The 16,987-nt window shown below is 75.0% G+C and carries 18 protein-coding genes; 7 read left to right on the forward strand and 11 right to left on the reverse strand.

The window, feature by feature from the left end; translation table 11 throughout:
• The first annotated feature begins 233 nt into the window (after positions 1-233).
• Positions 234-896, forward strand: coding sequence for a GTP cyclohydrolase II (locus tag ACQRUO_RS32775; protein WP_428319770.1), 663 nt, complete (start codon positions 234-236; stop codon positions 894-896).
• Between the two features lie 83 nt (positions 897-979).
• Positions 980-1,477, forward strand: coding sequence for a VOC family protein (locus ACQRUO_RS32780; protein ID WP_428319771.1), 498 nt, complete (start codon positions 980-982; stop codon positions 1,475-1,477).
• Between the two features lie 68 nt (positions 1,478-1,545).
• Here ACQRUO_RS32780 and ACQRUO_RS32785 read toward each other — a convergent pair whose 3' ends face one another.
• Positions 1,546-2,355, reverse strand: coding sequence for a DNA-formamidopyrimidine glycosylase family protein (locus ACQRUO_RS32785; RefSeq protein ID WP_428319772.1), 810 nt, complete (start codon positions 2,353-2,355; stop codon positions 1,546-1,548).
• Between the two features lie 179 nt (positions 2,356-2,534).
• Here ACQRUO_RS32785 and ACQRUO_RS32790 point away from each other — a divergent pair, with 179 nt between their 5' ends.
• Positions 2,535-3,932 (forward strand): NADP-dependent succinic semialdehyde dehydrogenase, encoded by a 1,398-nt coding sequence (locus tag ACQRUO_RS32790; protein WP_428319773.1) that lies wholly within the window; start codon positions 2,535-2,537, stop codon positions 3,930-3,932.
• 25 nt (positions 3,933-3,957) lie between these two features.
• Here ACQRUO_RS32790 and ACQRUO_RS32795 read toward each other — a convergent pair whose 3' ends face one another.
• Positions 3,958-4,086 (reverse strand): hypothetical protein, encoded by a 129-nt coding sequence (locus ACQRUO_RS32795; protein WP_428319774.1) that lies wholly within the window; start codon positions 4,084-4,086, stop codon positions 3,958-3,960.
• A 130-nt stretch (positions 4,087-4,216) separates the two neighbouring features.
• Here ACQRUO_RS32795 and ACQRUO_RS32800 point away from each other — a divergent pair, with 130 nt between their 5' ends.
• The gene (locus ACQRUO_RS32800) at positions 4,217-4,408 is read left to right on the forward strand and encodes a hypothetical protein (protein WP_428319775.1); all 192 of its coding nucleotides are present in this window, start codon (positions 4,217-4,219) and stop codon (positions 4,406-4,408) included.
• 52 nt (positions 4,409-4,460) lie between these two features.
• Here ACQRUO_RS32800 and ACQRUO_RS32805 read toward each other — a convergent pair whose 3' ends face one another.
• The gene (locus ACQRUO_RS32805; protein ID WP_428319776.1) at positions 4,461-5,297 is read right to left on the reverse strand and encodes a VOC family protein; all 837 of its coding nucleotides are present in this window, start codon (positions 5,295-5,297) and stop codon (positions 4,461-4,463) included.
• A 215-nt stretch (positions 5,298-5,512) separates the two neighbouring features.
• Between ACQRUO_RS32805 and ACQRUO_RS32810 the strand changes: the two genes are divergently transcribed.
• Positions 5,513-6,556 (forward strand): AI-2E family transporter, encoded by a 1,044-nt coding sequence (locus ACQRUO_RS32810; RefSeq protein WP_428319777.1) that lies wholly within the window; start codon positions 5,513-5,515, stop codon positions 6,554-6,556.
• A 34-nt stretch (positions 6,557-6,590) separates the two neighbouring features.
• On the opposite strand, the gene ACQRUO_RS32815 is transcribed toward ACQRUO_RS32810, so the two are convergent.
• The 6 genes from ACQRUO_RS32815 to ACQRUO_RS32840 all read right to left on the reverse strand — a co-directional run bounded on the left by ACQRUO_RS32815 (position 6,591) and on the right by ACQRUO_RS32840 (position 13,299).
• Positions 6,591-7,259, reverse strand: a complete 669-nt coding sequence (locus tag ACQRUO_RS32815) for a nucleoside deaminase (RefSeq protein WP_428319778.1) — start codon at positions 7,257-7,259, stop codon at positions 6,591-6,593.
• Between the two features lie 112 nt (positions 7,260-7,371).
• The gene (locus ACQRUO_RS32820) at positions 7,372-8,757 is read right to left on the reverse strand and encodes a class II fumarate hydratase (RefSeq protein ID WP_428319787.1); all 1,386 of its coding nucleotides are present in this window, start codon (positions 8,755-8,757) and stop codon (positions 7,372-7,374) included.
• Between the two features lie 175 nt (positions 8,758-8,932).
• Complete coding sequence (locus tag ACQRUO_RS32825) at positions 8,933-9,430, reverse strand: VOC family protein (RefSeq protein WP_428319779.1); 498 nt, start codon at positions 9,428-9,430, stop codon at positions 8,933-8,935.
• A gap of 36 nt (positions 9,431-9,466) precedes the next feature.
• The gene (locus tag ACQRUO_RS32830) at positions 9,467-10,450 is read right to left on the reverse strand and encodes a helix-turn-helix domain-containing protein (RefSeq protein ID WP_428319780.1); all 984 of its coding nucleotides are present in this window, start codon (positions 10,448-10,450) and stop codon (positions 9,467-9,469) included.
• 64 nt (positions 10,451-10,514) lie between these two features.
• Entirely contained in the window at positions 10,515-11,360 is an 846-nt protein-coding gene (locus tag ACQRUO_RS32835; protein ID WP_428319781.1) for a hypothetical protein, read from the reverse strand.
• A gap of 73 nt (positions 11,361-11,433) precedes the next feature.
• Complete coding sequence (locus ACQRUO_RS32840; RefSeq protein ID WP_428319782.1) at positions 11,434-13,299, reverse strand: cholesterol oxidase substrate-binding domain-containing protein; 1,866 nt, start codon at positions 13,297-13,299, stop codon at positions 11,434-11,436.
• 208 nt (positions 13,300-13,507) lie between these two features.
• On the opposite strand from ACQRUO_RS32840, the gene ACQRUO_RS32845 reads away from it, so the two are divergent.
• Positions 13,508-13,726 carry a dodecin gene (locus tag ACQRUO_RS32845; RefSeq protein WP_428319783.1) on the forward strand — a complete coding sequence of 73 codons (219 nt, stop codon included), beginning with the start codon at positions 13,508-13,510 and terminating at the stop codon, positions 13,724-13,726.
• 154 nt (positions 13,727-13,880) lie between these two features.
• Here the strand turns inward: ACQRUO_RS32845 and ACQRUO_RS32850 are convergent, their stop codons facing one another.
• On the reverse strand, positions 13,881-14,423 hold the full coding sequence (locus ACQRUO_RS32850; protein WP_428319784.1) for a DUF308 domain-containing protein: 543 nt from the start codon (positions 14,421-14,423) through the stop codon (positions 13,881-13,883).
• 231 nt (positions 14,424-14,654) lie between these two features.
• On the opposite strand from ACQRUO_RS32850, the gene asnB reads away from it, so the two are divergent.
• Complete coding sequence (gene asnB / locus ACQRUO_RS32855) at positions 14,655-16,505, forward strand: asparagine synthase (glutamine-hydrolyzing) (protein WP_428319785.1); 1,851 nt, start codon at positions 14,655-14,657, stop codon at positions 16,503-16,505.
• A gap of 131 nt (positions 16,506-16,636) precedes the next feature.
• Here asnB and ACQRUO_RS32860 read toward each other — a convergent pair whose 3' ends face one another.
• Positions 16,637-16,816: a hypothetical protein gene (locus ACQRUO_RS32860; RefSeq protein ID WP_428319786.1), complete on the reverse strand. Its 180-nt coding sequence runs from the start codon at positions 16,814-16,816 to the stop codon at positions 16,637-16,639.
• Positions 16,817-16,987: the final 171 nt, after the last annotated feature.

Genomic DNA, 16,987 nt, shown 5'->3' on the forward strand with positions numbered 1-16,987 from the left:
CGGGCTGCCGGGCCGGCCGACCGGCGCCTGGGGCCTGCGGCCCGAGCAGCCCGGCCGCCCGCGGGCCGCCGCGGCCGGTCCCGGGCGCGGCTGAGGCCTCCCGGCGGATCGGGCACGGCAGGGGCACGAAGAAGTAGTTCAAATTTGAATTCAGAGCCGCGGGGCGGTACGGTTCCCTTGTATTCAAATTTGAACTACTTCGCAAGCCCGGCCCGACCCGACGGGAGACCCTCATGACCAGCGCCGCTCCCTCCAACACCCCGCCGCACCCCGCCCGGGTCCGAACCCGGGTGCGGGTGCCACTGCGGTTCGGCGACGGCTTCCAGGTCGACGCCGACGTGGTGACCTTCCACGACCTGGTGGACGGCGCCGAGCACCTCGCCATCGCCCTGGGCGACCCGGCGGCGACCGCGACCCCGCTGGTCCGGCTGCACTCCGAGTGCCTGACCGGCGACGTGCTCGGCTCGGCCCGCTGCGACTGCGGACCGCAGCTGCGCGAGGCCGTCGAGCGGATCGCCGAACACGGCGGCTACCTGCTCTACCTGCGCCAGGAGGGCCGCGGCATCGGCCTCTACAACAAGCTCGACGCCTACGCCCTGCAGGACGGCGGCCTCGACACCTACGCCGCCAACGCCGCGCTCGGCCTGCCCGAGGACGCCCGGGACTACACGGCCGCCGCCCAGATGTTGCACGCACTGGGGATGCCGCGGATCGAGCTGCTCAGCAACAACCCGAGCAAGGCGGCCCAGCTCGCGGCGCACGGCATCGCCGTCGCCCGCCGGGTGCCCACCGGCGTGCACGCCTCCCCCAGCAACCTCCGCTACCTGCACACCAAGGCGCTCGGCACCCCGCGCACCCTGGGCCACGCCCTGCGGCTCCAGCCCGAACTCGCCTGACCGTCACCTGCCCGCCCCGGCACCCGCCGTCCCCGTCCCGCCCCACACACGTCCCGCCCGACCCCCGAAAGGCAGCGATCACCATGCCCGTCCGCCGTCTCAACCACGCGGTGCTGTACATCCGCGACGTGGCCCGCGCCGTCGCCTTCTACACCGAGGTGCTCGGCTTCGAACTGGACGTCGAGATCCCCGGTCGGGCCGCCTTCCTCAGCTCGCCCGACAGCCTGAACGACCACGACCTGGGCCTGTTCGCGATCGGCGCCGAGGCGCCGGGCCCGCAGCCGGGCCGGGTCGGCCTGTACCACCTGGCCTGGGAGGTCGGCACGCTCGGCGAGCTGGCCGAGATCGGCCGCAAGCTGACCGAGCGCGGCGCGCTGGTCGGCGCCACCGACCACCAGGTGTCGAAGTCGTTCTACGCCAAGGACCCGGACGGCAACGAGTTCGAGGTGATGTGGCGGGTGCCGCGGGCCGACTGGCCGACCGGCGACGAGCCCGGCATGCGCCAGCTGGACCTGGCCGCCGCGATCGACCGCTGGGGTGCCGAGCTGGCCACCGGCGCGGCCGCCGGCTCGGCCACCTGAGCAGCGGGCCCGCCGACTGAGGCACCCTGCGCTCCGCCGCACCCCGGCCCCCTCGCTCCGGCCCCGCCTCACCCCGCTGCCAGCGGCCCCCGCTGGCAGCGGGGGCACCAGAACGCCACCCGCTGCTCCGGCGCCACCCCGTGCCGCGCGGTGCGGATCGGGGTGCCGCAGCGCCGGCAGGGGCGGCCGGCCCGGCCGTGGACCCAGAGGCTGCGGTCGGGGCGCGGCTCGCCGGTGGTGGTGCGGCCCGGGCGCAAGCGGTTGGCGTGCAGCAGCCGGTGAGCCAGCTGGACCAGTCGGTCCGGCGCCGGCACCTCGCCGAACGGCGTCCACGGCGTGAGCCCGAGCAGGAAGCACAGTTCGGCCGCGTAGACGTTGCCGATCCCGGCCAGGTTCCGCTGGTCGAGCAGGGCCTCCCCGACCGGCCGCCCGGGCGCCGCGGCGAGCCGCCGCACCGCCTCCGCGACCTGCTCCGGGCCCCAGTCGGGGTCGAGCAGATCGGGGCCGAGGTGGCCGACCGCCCGGGCCTCGTCGGCGGTGCGCAGCAGCTCCACCACCGGCAGGCGGTAGCCGACCGCGGTGCACGCGGCGGTGCCGAGCACGGCCCGGATCTGGTGCCCGGGCCCGCCGTGCCAGGGTTCGCCCGCCCGGTAGAGCTGCCAGCGGCCGTCCATCCGCAGGTGGGTGTGCAGGGTCAGCCCGTCCTCGATCCGGGTGAGCAGGTGCTTGCCGCGCGGGACCACCGCCAGCACCAGGCGCCCGGTCAGGTCGGCCGTGGCGTGCGCGGGCACCCGAAGCTCGGCGCTGGTCAGCCGCTGCCCGGCCAGCGCCCGGTGCAGCTCGGCGGCGGTGCGGAAGACGGTGTCACCCTCGGGCATGCCCCCAGCATGGCGCACCGCCGGCCGGACGCACCGCCCGTCCGTACCCCGGCCCCCGGCCCCCGGCGCACCCGCACGGAGCAGCGCCCCGCTCGCGCCGCCGAGTCGGGAACCGGGCCCGCGGCTAGGCTCGACGCGAGCGGGCCCCGCCCGGCGCCCGCGTGACCTGGAGGCGACCGATGGCGATCGCGACCGTGAACCCGGCGACCGGACAGACCCTGCGGACCTTCGAGCCCTACTCGGCGACCGCCGTGGAACAGCGGTTGGCCCGGGCCGAGGCGGCCTTCGCCCAGTACCGGCTGACCGACTTCGCCCGCCGCGCCCAGTTGCTGGGCCGGGCCGCCGAACTGCTGGACGCCGACCGCGAGACCATCGCCCGGCTGATGACCACCGAGATGGGCAAGCCGCTCACCGCCGCCCGCGCCGAGGCCGCCAAGTGTGCCAAGGCGATGCGCTGGTACGCCGAGCGGGCGCCGGAGCTGCTGGCCGACGAGCACCCGTCGCCGGCGGACGTGCAGGACGCGGGGGCGTCCCGGGCCTGGGTGCGCTACCGCCCGCTGGGCGTGGTGCTGGCGGTGATGCCGTGGAACTTCCCGCTCTGGCAGGTGGTCCGGTTCGCCGCTCCGGCGCTGATGGCGGGCAACGTCGGGCTGCTGAAGCACGCCTCCAACGTGCCGCAGACCGCGCTCTACCTGGAGGACCTGTTCCGCGGCGCCGGCTTCCCGGACGGCTGCTTCCAGACCCTGCTGATCGACTCCGGCACGGTGGCCGAGGTGCTGCGCGACCCGCGGGTGGCGGCGGCCACGCTGACCGGCAGCGAGGGCGCCGGGCGGGCGGTGGCCTCGGTGGCCGGCGACGAGGTCAAGAAGACGGTGCTGGAGCTGGGCGGCAGCGACCCCTTCGTGGTGCTGCCGTCGGCCGACGTCGAGGCGGCGGCCCGCACCGCGGTCACCGCGCGGGTGCAGAACAACGGGCAGTCCTGCATCGCGGCCAAGCGGTTCATCGTGCACGCCGAGGTGTACGAGGAGTTCGCCACCGCCTTCGTCTCCCGGATGTCCGCGCTGCGGATCGGCGACCCGATGGACGAGGCCACCGAGATCGGCCCGCTGGCCACCCGGCAGGGCCGCGAGGAGCTGGGCGCCCTGGTGGCGGACGCGCTGGCGCAGGGCGCGCTGGTGGAGTGCGAGGTGGAGCTGCCGCCCGGGCTGGGCGAGGGCTGGTACTTCCCGCCCACCGTGCTGAGCGGGATCACCGGGAAGATGCGGATCCACCACGAGGAGGCGTTCGGCCCGGTCGCCACGCTCTACCGGGCCGAGGACCTGGACCACGCCGTCGAGCTGGCCAACGACACGCCGTTCGGGCTGAGTTCCAACGTCTGGACCACCGACCCGGCCGAGCAGGAGCGCTTCGTGCGCGACGTCCAGGCGGGCGGGGTCTTCTTCAACGGGATGACCGCCTCGCACCCGGCGCTGCCGTTCGGCGGGGTCCGGCGCTCCGGCTACGGCCGGGAGCTCTCCGGGCACGGGATCCGCGAGTTCTGCAACGCGACCACCGTGTGGGTGGCCGACGAGCGGTGAGGCGGGGCCGCGGGGTGCGGGCCGGTCAGTCCTCGCCGAGGACCGCGTAGAGCTCGGCGTCGTCGACCGGCTCCACCTCCTCGACGGTGAGCTGCCTCTTCAACTGCTCGGCGCGGCTGCCCGACTCGTTCGGGGTACCTGCGTCGTGCTCCATCCTGCCTCCTCTGCTCGGTCGACCACCGGGGTGGATCTTGAGCCCAGCGGTACCCGGGTCGCCGGGCGGCAAACGGCGGGCCGGACGAGTTCGCCCGAACGGCGGCAGCACGGCGTCCTACGATGGGAAGGTGACCGATCGACCACCGGCTGAGCCGACCGCGCCGACCGAGCAGCCCCGGCCCGCCCCGGAGCCCGCGGGCGGCGAGCCGGCCTGCCTGCTGCACCTGGTCTGCGCGGAGTGCGGTGCGATCACCGAACAGCGCCCGCCGGCCACCTGCTGGCGGTGCGGCGCCACGGTCGGCGCCGACGCGCCGGAGTGACCGACCGTCACCCCCGCGACCATCACCCCCGCAGCCGTCACCCCCACGACCGTCAGTGGTCCGGCGGGCCGATCAGCGAGAACCGGCCGCCCTGCGGGTCGCGCAGCTGCACCACCCGGCCGTAGGGGCTGTCCCGCACCTCACCGAAGACGTCGGCGCCCAACCGGTCGGCCAGCTCCGCGGCCCGGTCGGCGTCCGGCACCGAGAAGTAGACGTGCCACATGGGACGCTCCTCCGGGTCGGTGACCTGCGCCAGCGCCGCCACGCTGCGCCGCCCGGTGCGCAGCACCACCCGGTCGTGCTCCCAGCGCACCTCCAGGTGCTCCGCCTCGCGGTTGTCCCAGGCGAAGACCTCGCCGTAGAAGAGCGCGGCGGCGAACGCGTCGGTGGTGCGCAGCTCGATCCAGACCGGGGCGCCGGGGATCGCGCTGAGCACCGGCCCGGTGTCCATCGGGCCCTCCCAGACCCCGAACGGCGCACCGGCCGGATCGGCCACCACGGCCAGGCGCCCGGCGTCGAAACCGAGCGGGCCGATCGCCACCGTGCCACCGCGGGCCCGCACCCGTTCCGCGATCACGTCGGCGTCCTCGGTGCCGAAGTAGCTGGTCCAGGCGACCGGCAGCTGCAGGTCGACCGAGGAGCCGAGGCCGGCCACCGGCACTCCGTCGATCATTGCGCGCCGGTAGGGGCCCCACCGGTCCGGTCCCTGACTGAAGGTCCAGCCGAGCAGCCGGCCGTAGAACTCCTCGGCGGCGTCCAGGTCACCGGTCATCAGGCTCACCCAGCTGGGCAGCGCGGGCACGCAGCGGACCACCGCGCCCTTGGCCCCCGCCGCCACCCCACCGCCGCCCGGGCCGCCTGCCGCCCCGCCTGCCGCCGCCTGGGTCATCGCTGCGCCTCCTCGCCGCCCGGCCGTGCCGGGCCCGGTCTGGATCCGACCGTACCCGGAGCACGGCCCCCTCGCACGGACCCCGCCGCGGAGCGCCGCAGGTCAGCGCGTGGCATCGTGGACGGACGGTGGCGGGCGGCGGACGGCCGGCGCACCGGCGGTCCGCCGGCGGCTCGACTCCGGCCGGCCGGCCAGGCGAGGGAGGCGGCGATCCGTTGAGCGAGCTCGGGCGGGGGCGGCCGCGGTCCTGGTTCCCGATCGGGTTCGGCCTGGCCCTGGGGGCGATGCTCGCCTACCTGCTGGTCCGCGAGGTGCTGCGGCTCAGCAGCCTGCTCACCCTGGTGACGCTGGCACTCTTCCTGGCGATCAGCCTGGAGCCGGTGATCACCTGGCTGATCCGGCGCGGGCTGCGCCGCGGCTGGGCGGTGGCCGCGCTGGTGCTGCTGCTGCTCGGGCTGGTCGCCGGGTTCACCGCCCTGGTGGTGCCGCCGCTGAGCCACGAGATCAGTGCGCTGGCCAAGGCGATCCCGAACTGGCTGCAGCAGTTGCACAACCACCAGTCCACGCTCGGCCGGCTGGAGGACCACTACCACCTGATCGCCCGGGCCCGCCAGGCGCTCAGCGGCGGCAACGCCGCCACGCTGGCCAGCGACGTGCTGGGGGCCGGCCGGCTGGTGCTGAACGCGCTGACCGCCGTGGTGGTGGTGACCATGCTGACCCTGTACTTCCTGGCCGGCATGCCGACCATCAAGGCCTACGGCTACCGCTTCGTGCCGGCCAGCCGGCGCGAGCAGGTGGTGGCGCTGGTGGAGGAGATCCTGACCCGCACCGGGCGGTTCATGCTGGCCAACCTGGCCACCTCGGGGATCGCGGGCCTGGCCACCTTCTGCTGGCTGGAGATCTGGGGCGTGCCGTACCCGGCGCTGCTCGGGGTCTTCGTGGCGCTGATGGACCTGGTGCCGGTGGTCGGCTCGACCATCGGCGGCGTGGTGGTCTCGCTGGTGGCGCTGGTGGTCTCGTTCCCGGTGGCGCTCGGCACGGCGGCCTTCTACGTCGTCTTCCGGCTCGCCGAGGACTACCTGATCCTGCCGCGCGCGATGAAGTACGCGGTGTCGGTGCACCCGGTGGTGACCGTGCTCGCGGTGCTGGCCGGCGGGGCGCTGCTCGGGCTGGTCGGCGCGCTGGTGGCGGTGCCGGTGGCGGTCGCCCTCGGGCTGCTGCTGGACGAGGTGGTCTTCCCCCGGCTGGAACGGCGCTGACCCGCCGCTCCGACCAGGGCGGCCGGGCCCGCGGTCAGCGCACCCCGACCGGCCCCGCGGTGCGCCGCGCGCGGGCCGCCGCGGCGGCGACCAGGTCCGGCCAGCGGGCGGCGAGCAGCTCGGTCAGGCCCCCGGCGGCGCGGTCCGCGGGCGGGCGCAGCAGCGCGCCGGTCTCCGGCTCCAGCTCGCGGTTGCGCCGCACGGTGGGGTGGTCCAGGTCGGCGGCGTCGACCACGCTCTGCAGGAAGAGCAGGTTCGCGGCGACCGGCCAGACCGGGTCCACCTCGGCCGGGCGTCCGGCAGCGGCCGTCGCCGGCTCCGCGGGCGCCTGCCCGGTGGCCTGCGCCCACGGGTCCGGGGCCAGGTAACGGACCGCGCCGACCCGGGTGAAGGCGAGCGCGGCCGCGCACATGGTGCAGGGCTGCTGGGTGCTCCACAGGGTGAGCCCGGTCAGGTCGCAGCCGGTGCGGACCGCGGCCAGCGCGTTCAGCTCGGCGTGCGCCAGCGGGGTGCCCTGCAGGGCGTCGGGGCCGCCGGGCCCGTCGTAGGCCCGGTTGCGCCCCTCGGCGCGGACCCGGCCCGCGCCGTCCACCAGCACCGCGCCGACCGCCAACCCGCCGCCGGCCAGCGAGAGGTGGGCCAGCTCCAGGCAGCGCCGCACCGCCGCCGGAGCCGCCGCCCAGGCCTGGTCGAATCCGCTCATCACTGCCCCCCGAGGTTCGCCGTAGCAACCTGCCATCCTACGGCGGCGCACCTTACGAGCAGGTGAATCCCAGGGGGCGTGATCCACCGCCGAGGTGTGCGCTCGGGGGCGCTCAGGGGTGCGTCATCCGCAGCACGTCCAGCGCCTCGTCGAGCTGGGCCTCGGTCAGCAGGCCACGCTCGAGGTAGCCGCGGTCCAGCACGACCTGACGGATCGTCCGGCCCTCGGCGAGCGACTGCTTGGCCACCTTGGCGGCCTCCTCGTAGCCGATGTACCGGTTGAGCGGGGTGACCACGGACGGGGAGGACTCGGCGTACTCGCGGGCCCGCTCGACGTTGGCGGTGGTGCCCGCCACCGTGCGGTCGGCCAGCAGCCGGGCGGCGTTGGCCAGCAGCTGGATCGACTCCAGCAGGTTGCGGGCGATCACCGGGAGCATCACGTTCAGCTCGAAGTTGCCGCTGGCGCCGGCCATCGCCACGGTGGCGTCGTTGCCCACCACCTGGGCCGCGACCATCGCCACCACCTCGGGGATCACCGGGTTCACCTTGCCCGGCATGATCGAGGAGCCCGGCTGCAGGTCGGGCAGGTTGAGCTCGCCGAGCCCGGTGCGCGGCCCGGAGGACATCCAGCGCAGGTCATTGACGATCTTGGTGAGGCCGACGGCGATGGTGCGCAGCTGACCACTGAGCTCGACCAGGCCGTCCCGGGCGCCCTGGGCCTCGAAGTGGTTGCGGGCCTCGGTCAGCGGCAGGCCGGTCTCCCGGGCCAGCTCGGCGATCACGGCGGCGGCGAAGCCGGGCGGGGTGTTGATCCCGGTGCCGACCGCGGTGCCGCCCAGCGGCAGCTCGGCCACCCGCGGCAGGGTGGCCCGCAGCCGCTCCTGCCCGTAGCGGACCTGGGCCGCGTAGCCGCCGAACTCCTGCCCGAGGGTGACCGGGGTGGCGTCCATCAGGTGGGTGCGACCCGCCTTGACCACGGTGGCGAAGGTGTCCGCCTTGGCCTCCAGCGCCCCGGCCAGGTGGTCCAGGGCCGGCAACAGATCCTGGGTGACGGCGGCGGCGGCCGCGATGTGGATGGAGGACGGGAAGACGTCGTTGGAGGACTGGCTGGCGTTCACCTGGTCGTTCGGGTGGACCGGGCGGCCCAGGCGCTCGCCCGCCAGGGTGGCCAGCACCTCGTTGGTGTTCATGTTGGAGGAGGTGCCGGAGCCGGTCTGGAAGACGTCGATCGGGAACTCGGCGTCCCACCGCCCCTCCGCCACCTCGGCGGCGGCCGCCCGGATCGCCTCGGCGACCGGGGCCTCGACGATGCCCAGCTCGGCGTTCACCTTGGCGGCGGCGGCCTTGATCCGGGCCAGCGCCGCGATGTGGGCGCGGCTCAGCGGGCGGCCGGAGACCGGGAAGTTCTCCACCGCCCGCTGGGTCTGCGCCTGCCACTTCGCGGCGGCGGGCACCCGCACCTCGCCCATCGAGTCGTGCTCGATCCGGTACTCGCCCATGGCGACTGCCACCTCCGTCGGCTCCGGGACACCGCTCGGGTGCAGTGCCGCCATCGAGCACAGCCGCCCCGGGCGCCCCGGTATTTCCGCCCGCCGCCCGGGTCACCCCGGCGGCGCAGGCCCGGTGACTCCGGCCCGGCGGCGCAGGCCCGGCGCCTGCCGCCCTGGACCTCCGCTACGGTCGCGGCTCGCCGCGGTAGCTGCCGAAGGACCAGCGGTTGCCCTCCGGGTCGCGGGCGCTGAAGTCGCGCGAGCCGTAGTCGGTGGTGTGCGGCGGGGTGACGATCTCCGCGCCGGCCGCCCTGGCCCGCTCGTACAGGGCGTCGGGCCGGTCGGTGACCACGTAGGCGCCGAAGCCGCCGGGTTGCAGGGCCCACTGGTCGGCGGCGCTCTTCCGGACCGAGCCCAGCATCAGCCCGCCGCCCTCCGGCCAGGCCAGCTGGGCGTGTTCGACCAGCTCGCCCTCGCCGTAGACGACGACCTCCTCGAAGCCGAAGGCCTCGACCAGGAAGCGGATCAACGCCCGGGCGTCGTTGGCCCGCAGCGTGGGCCAGACCTGTGGTGCCGGCGCCCCGGCGGCGGGCGGGGCCACCCCGTCCAGCTCGAACGCCGTGCCGGTGGTCGATGCCGCAGCGGCGGCTGCGGCGCCGGCTGCGCTGGTGGATCCATCCATGGTGACCAAGCCTCCTCGGTCCTCGCCTCCCCGGGTTCACCCCGGGACACCACCAGCCTGCGCGTCCCCTCCCCCACCCGGCTTGGACGTTTCGGAACCTGGGCGCGCCGCCGCACCCGCGCGCCCGCCCTCCTGCGCCAGCCAGCGGCTCGGCGGGCTGCCGGCCAGCGCACGGAACTCGCGGGCCAGGTGCGCCTGGTCGAAGTACCCGCAGTCCGCCGCCAGCTCGGCCAGGCCGGCGCTGCCGACGCCGCCTGCGCTGCCGCCACCGGCCGCGGCGGCCCGCGCGGTGAGCAGCCGGCGGGCCCGGTCGAACCGGATCACCCGGGCGGCCGCCTTCGGCGTCAGGCCGATCTCGCTGCGGAACCGGGCGGCCAGGTGGCGCCCGCTCCAGCCGACCTCGTCGGCCAGCGCCGCGACCGTCGGCGCACCGGGCCGGCCGGCCCCGGCCAGCAACAGCCGCCAGGCCTGCACCACCTCGGGTGCCGGCGGTCGGGCTGCGGAGGCCCGCCCGGAGAGGTGCGCGGCGAGCCGCTCGGTCAGCCAGCGGTCGACGGCGGCGAACCGCCCGGGCCAGTCCGCGGCCGCGCGCAGCCGCTCCTGCCCCTCCGCCGCGCACCGGCCGAGCACCTCGTCGGCCGGGAAGTCCCAGCCGGCCAGTTCCCCGGCCGGCAGCCCGAGCAGCGCCCGCGCGCCGAGCGGGCCGAGCGCGACCTGCACCCCGGACTGGCACCCGTCGTGGGTGATCAGCGCGGGGCTGGTGTGCAGGCCACCGAGGAGGGTGCGGTAGCTGCCGGGGGGCTGCGCGGGGTCGGGGTGCCCGGCGAGGTGCAGCGGCTCGTCCAGGGTGAGGATCAGCGTCAGGTGGGGCGAGGGCAGCCCGTGGTGCACGGCGGGATCCACCCCGCGCTGGCGGTACCCGGAGTACCAGGCGACGTAGGGGCGCAGCGCGGGCGCCGGACGCACCCGCAGGGCCTCGTCCACCGGGCCCGCGCCAGCCGGCTCGGCGGCACTGGTCACCCGTCCATTCTGCCGCGGCCATGGGTCCCCGGGCACCGGGTCACTATGTCTGTCCCTGTCCCTGTCACTGCAGGATGCCCACGGCGCGGGCGATCACCAGCAGCACGGTGAGCAGCGAGACCGCGGACTGCAGCATCATCAGCAGCTTGGCCCAGCGCGAGAGCGGCATGGTGTCGGTCGGGCTGAACGCCGTTGCGTTGGTGAACGCGACGTAGAGGTAGTCGAGGAACCCCGGCTCCCAGTCGTCGGGGGCGATGCCCTGCTGCTGCATCTGCGGGAAGAGGAAGTCGGGGTAGTCGGCCCGCCCGCGGGCCCGGGCGACCGGGCCGCCGCGGTCCCACTCCCAGTACCAGAGCGCGAAGGCGATCACGTTGGTGGCCCAGACCGCCCCGCCGGTGCCGAGCAGCGACACCGCGCCGGCGCCCCCGCCGGCGTGCAGCAGGTCGCGCACCAGCTTCACCGCCGACCAGCCGTTGGCCAGGCTGATCGCCGCGACCAGCGCCAGGCTGAGCCCGCGCAGCAGGCGGGAGCTGCGGTCCAGGCGGCGGTGCGGGTTCATCGCGACCAGCGCGGCCAGCAGGCCGACCTCCAGGGCGGGCAACATCCAGCGCGGATGGATGCTCAGCCGCTCCGGGAGGGCGAGTTGCAGGCCGACGGCGACCAGGATCGCCACCGTCACGGCCCAGCGCTGCTCCGCCTCGGTCTCGGTGCGCCAGACCGGGCGCGAGTCGGCGGCGGCGTCGGGGGCGGCGGCGGGGGCTCCGTCACCCGCCTGGTCGGCGCCCTGGTCGGCGGGAGCCGCGGGACGGCGAACGTCGCCGGTCAGCAGGGCCTCGATCCGGTCGAGGCGGCGGTGCAGCAGGTCGGTCAGCTCGTGGGTGCTGCTGCCGGAAGGGTGTTCGCTGGTCATGGCGGACATTGTGCGCGAGCGTCCCCGCCGGCCCGGCCGGGGCCGGCGGGGACGGGCCCGGCGGTGGGCCCGCTCAGCGCAGCAGCTGGTCCAGGAAGGGGTTGCCGAAGACCCGCCCGGGGTCGTACCGGTTCAGGGTGGCCACGGCGGTGTCCCAGCCGGGGCCGGTGCCCGCCCGGTAGCTGTCCGGGATCACCCGGCCCAGCACGTCGGGGTCGGCCCAGGTGGCGTCGGCGGTGTAGGCCCAGCCCTTGGACCACTCGACCCGCAGCGCGGCCCGGGTGCCGTCGAAGGTGGCGAGCAGCAGCTGCTCCAGGTCGCGGCCGAACTGGTGCAGGCCGGGGGTGCCGGGCAGGGTGAGCACGTCGAACCAGACGGCGGTGTCCCACTCGGGGTGGTCGGGACGGGCCGAGATCGCCGACAGCAGCGGCGGCTGGGCGCCCGGGACGCCGCAGGTGGTCGGGTCCTCCAGGCCGGTGACCCGGATCTCCACCGCGCCGTTGACCGGGAACTGGCCGCGCGCCTGGTACTCGCCGAGCAGCGTCTGGTAGCCGGTGGTGACCTGGTTGACCACCCACTGGACGTCGCTGCGGCGGGCCAGCACGGCGTAGCCGTTCGCGGTCATCCGCAGCGTGGTGGGGCGGACGTACTGCAGCAGGGTGCGGGACGGGCCCCACAGGTCGGAGTGCAGGCCGCCGGCCAGTAGGTGGGTGACCACGTCCAGGGTGAGCAGGTCCTGCAGCAGGGTGCCGGAGAGCAGCACGTCGGTCAGGTCACCGGTCAGGCCGATCGCGGCGATCAGGAACTGGAGCTGCCCGAAGGTGGGGGCCAGCGCCCAGGAACCGCTGGCCAGCTCGCCGGCCAGGGTGGCCACCGGGGTCGGGATGCTGTCGGAGAACGGGTAGTTGTACGGCTCGCCGACGGCGCGCGAGGTGAACGGCTGCTGCGGGCTGAGGCTCCAGACCTTGAGCCAGGGGAACTCGGTGAAGGCGAACCAGATCGCCTCCACCCGCCCGCTCTGCTCCATGAAGTCGGCCAGGCCCTGGCCGCCGGTGGCGCCCGGTGCGGCGAACAGCTGACTCGCCGGGACGTCGACCCGGCTCAGGCAGCGCAGGTTCTGGTCGGCGCCGGCCCGCAGCACCGCCTCGGTGATGAAGGAGCGCCCCAGGTGGACCAGGAAGGCGGCGGTGTCCGGCTCGCTGCGGTCGAAGGTGCGCAGCACGTACTGGCCGGCGGTGTCGTCCCAGACCACCGCGGTCAGCTCGGTGACCAGGTTGCTGACCGAGCCGTAGCCGTGGCCGGGCGGGGCGCTCTCGCCGGCCGCCGGGACCGCGGTGCCGTGACCGCCGATGGCGAGCACGCCGCCCAGCGTCACGTCGCCCGGTGCCGGGCAGTGGGTGACCCCGAGGCCGCGGCCGGCCAGGTCGGCGAGGAGCGTCTCCATGTCCGCGCCGGCCTGGGCCCGCACCGCGGGTGCGTCCGCGGTGCCGGCGGGGCTGATCGCGGTGAGGTTTGCGGTGGTGTCGACCAGCACCACCTGGGTGCTCGCGGGGGTGCCGTCGGCCACCGTGAGCGGGGACCAGGTGTGCCGGTGGCCCTGGGCACGCAGGCGCCAGCCCTGGGCGTGCGCCCAGTTGGCGAGGGTGACCACGTCCTGCGGGGTGTGCGGGGTGCAGGTCCACAACTGGTCGGCGTGGATCTCGCCGGCCCAGTTCTCGTAGGACTGGCGGGAGAGCTCGATGCCGGCGGGGAAGCCGGGCGGGGTGGCGAGTGCCGGGACGCCGGTGTCGGCCGCGGCCTCCTCGGGCGTGAGCACGCCGCGCAGCAGCCAGGCGGCGCCGCCGAGGGCGGCGGAGCCGGCCAGCAGGCGCCGGCGGGTCAGGCCGGGGCCGGTCGGCGGGGCTGCGGTGGCGGCTGGGTCGAGCGGCTCGGTGGCCATGAGGTCCTCCCTGTCGGTCTGGTGGGCAGGCAGGACGTTAGGAGAAAGGGAGAACTCGCGTCCGATTCTTGACGGTCAATCACTAGTTCGAGTGAACCCAGCAACGAACGGGAACCATTCCGCCGCGCGGGGTGGGGGCGGATGCGGCACGGTGGAGGGGTCAGCCGACCCCGTCCCAGGCTTACGCCGCACGTCCTTGGAGGCCGTGATGACCGAGCACACCTACCGGGTGACCGAGATCGTCGGTTCCTCCCACGAAGGGAGCGACGCCGCGATCCGCAACGCCCTGACCCGCGCGTCGCAGACCCTGCGCAACATCGACTGGTTCGAGGTGGTGCAGATCCGCGGCCACGTCGCGGACGGTGCGATCCAGCACTACCAGGTGACCGTGAAGGTCGGCTTCCGCCTGGACGACCTGCCCGCCTGAGCCCCGAACCCCCAGTCCCGACGGAACGGCTCGGCGCCCCGGTACTGCACCGGGGCGCCGAGCCGTTCCGTTCCGCGAGTGCGGTCGGCCGTTCCGTTCCGCGAGTGCGGTCGGCCGTTCCGTTCCGCGAGTGCGGGGACGGACGGCGGTCCGCTCAGTGGTGGACGGTCGGCTTCAGCACGGTCTTGAAGGCCGGCACGTGCCAGCGGCCCGCCACCTCCTCCTCCTTCTCCCGGTCACCGCTGTGCCGCCGCTGCCAGTACGGGTTGTCGTGCGGCAGGTGGCCGCTGACTCTGCCGTACATCCCGAAGGTGGCGATCACCAGCCCGAAGACGAAGCTGAACAGGACGTTGACCATCCGGAAGTTCAGGTAGTTCCAGCCGCGCTGGAGGGCGATCAGCCCGACGAAGCCGGCCACGAAGAAGACCGCGCCGACGATCATGTTGAGCCAGGAGGCGAAGTTGCCCCCGACCACGGCACCGATCATGAGGATCGCGCCGACGATGATGGACAGCACGCCGAGCGCGCCGTTGGTCGACATCCCGGCGACGTGCTTGCCGTGGGTCGACACGAACCCGGGGGACCCGGCCACCCCGAAACAGCCCCAGATCAACAGCAGCAGGCCACCGAGGCCGGCGCCGTAGCGGTAGACCTGGGCCAGCCGGTGGTCGACCGGGAGCTCGTCCTTCAGTCTCATGACAACCTCCACGCGTCTGCGCAGCGGACGGGAGTGCCCGATGTGCACTCTCGCTCCACGCTACGCCCGCCCCCGCACACCCGGCGCGCCAAGCACGACGGCCGCTCCCGCACCGCCGGCTCCCGGTCACCCCAGCGTTCTTCGGCCAATTCCGGCCCGCTCATGGCGCAGCCGCGCCGGCCGGGCGTAGCGTCACGCCCCGAACACGGTCCGAACACGGATGGGGCACGCATGTGCGGCATAGCCGGCTGGGTGGCGTTCGACCGGGAGCTGACCGGGCAGCAGGAGGTGCTGGCGGCGATGACCGCGACCATGGCCTGCCGCGGCCCGGACGCGGGCGGGCTGCACCTCACCGCGCACGCCGCCCTGGGCCACCGCCGGCTCGCGGTGATCGACATCGCCGGCGGCAGCCAACCGATGACGGTCGAGCAGGACGGCCGGCTGCTGGGGGTGCTCAGCTACAGCGGCGAGGTCTACAACCACCGGGAACTGCGCGCCGAGCTCGAGGCCCACGGCCACGCCTTCCGCACCCGCAGCGACACCGAGGTGGTGCTGCGCGCCTACCTGCAGTGGGGCGCCGGCTTCGCCGAGCGGCTGAACGGCATGTACGCCCTCGCCCTCTGGGACCCGCGGCGCGAGGAGCTGCTGCTGGTGCGCGACCGGATGGGCGTGAAGCCGCTCTACTGGTTCCGGACCCCCGACGGGGTGCTCTTCGGCTCCGAGCCCAAGGCGATCCTGGCGCACCCGGCGGTCGATCCCGTGGTCGGCCCGGACGGGCTGCGCGAGCTGCTCGCCGTGGTCAAGACCCCGGGCCAGGCGGTCTACCAGGGGATGGCCGAGGTGCTCCCCGGCCACCTGCTCCGGATCCGCCGCCAGGGCGTGACCGACCACCGCTACTGGGCGCTGGAGGCCGCCGAGCACACCGACGACCTGCCGACCACCGTCGCCACGGTCCGCGAGCTGCTGGACGACGTCGTGCGCCGCCAGCTGGTCGCCGACGTGCCGCTGTGCAGCCTGCTCTCCGGCGGCCTGGACTCCTCGGCGATCACCGCGCTGGCCGCACGCGGGCTGGCCGACACCGGCCGGGGGCCGGTGCGCTCCTTCTCGGTGGACTTCGTGGGGCAGACCGACAACTTCACCCCCGACGACGTCCGGCCGACCCCGGACGGCCCGTACGCCCACCTGCTGGCCGCGCACGTCGGCGCCGAACACCGGGACATCCTGCTGGACGCCGCCGCGCTCACCGACCCCGGCCACCTCGCCGCGGTGCTGCGGGCCACCGACCTGCCGACCGGCTTCGGCGACCTGGGCACCTCGCTGTACCTGCTCTTCCGCGAGGTCCGCCGGCACTCCACGGTCGCGCTCTCCGGCGAGTCGGCGGACGAGGTGTTCGGCGGCTACGCCTGGTTCCACCGGCGGGCAGCGGTCTACGCCGACACCTTCCCCTGGCTCGGGTCGGTGGACGCGCTCGCCGGGCGCGGCGCCGCCCCGCGGCACAGCCTGCTCGACCCCGACCTGCTGGCCCGGCTCGACCTGCCCGGCTACACCGCCGACCGCTACGCCGAGGCGCTCGCCGAGGTGCCGCACCTGCCGGGCGCCGATCCGCACGAGCGCCGGATGCGGGAGGTCTGCTACCTGCACCTGACCCGGTTCGTCCGGCTGCTGCTGGACCGCAAGGACCGGATGAGCATGGCGAGCGGCCTGGAGGTCCGGGTGCCGTTCTGCGACCACCGGCTGGTGCAGTACGTCTTCAACACCCCGTGGTCGATGAAGTCCTTCGACGGGCGGGAGAAGAGCCTGCTGCGGGCGGCCACCGCCGAGCTGCTGCCGCAGGAGATCGCGGAGCGGGTGAAGAGCCCCTACCCGGCCACCCAGGACCCGGGCTACCCGTTGGCGCTGCGCCGCGCGCTGGCCGAGCTGGCGGGCGATCCGAAGGCGCCGGGGCAGGCGCTGGCCGACCCGGCGGCCGTGGCCGCGGCCCTGGCACCGACCCGGGACCCGCAGTGGGCCAGGAAGGCCTCGGAGATCCTGCTGGAGCTGGACCGGTGGCTGCGGCTCTACCCGGTCTCGCTGCGGGTCTGAGGGGCCACCCGGGCCCGGCCCGCCCCGGCCCTACGGGCCCGCCCCGGCGCGGCGGGTCCGGCCGGGGGCGGCCTACGGCCCGGCCCCGACGGGTGACGCGCTGACCGGTGGCAACCCCCGTGTGCCACCGGTCAGCGCGGGTATTCGTCGTCGTCGACGGGGACCTGGCGGGTCTGTTCGAACGCGTCGGCGACGTCTGCGGCGGCCTCCAGCGGAAGCTCACCACGTGGCGGGAGCTGCTCGTCGGCGCCGGACTCCAGGTCCTCCGGGTCCAGCTCCTCCACGACGAAATCAGCGGCGTTGTCGGTCATGACCTCACCCCTCAAGGCCCCGGGGCCCCGACGGCCCCTGCTGTCCCCAACACTTACCCGACCGGCGGCGGCTCACTCGGCACCCTCGCCCGCACGTCGGCGTGTTGCGGCGGGGGTCAGCAACCTTAAGGGTCTTTATCCCTTCTCTTAACCATTATCTGCTCCTCCCCC

Origin of the sequence: Kitasatospora sp. LaBMicrA B282 (genome assembly GCF_050325825.1) — a bacterium.
Taxonomy (GTDB): Bacteria; Actinomycetota; Actinomycetes; order Streptomycetales; family Streptomycetaceae; genus Kitasatospora.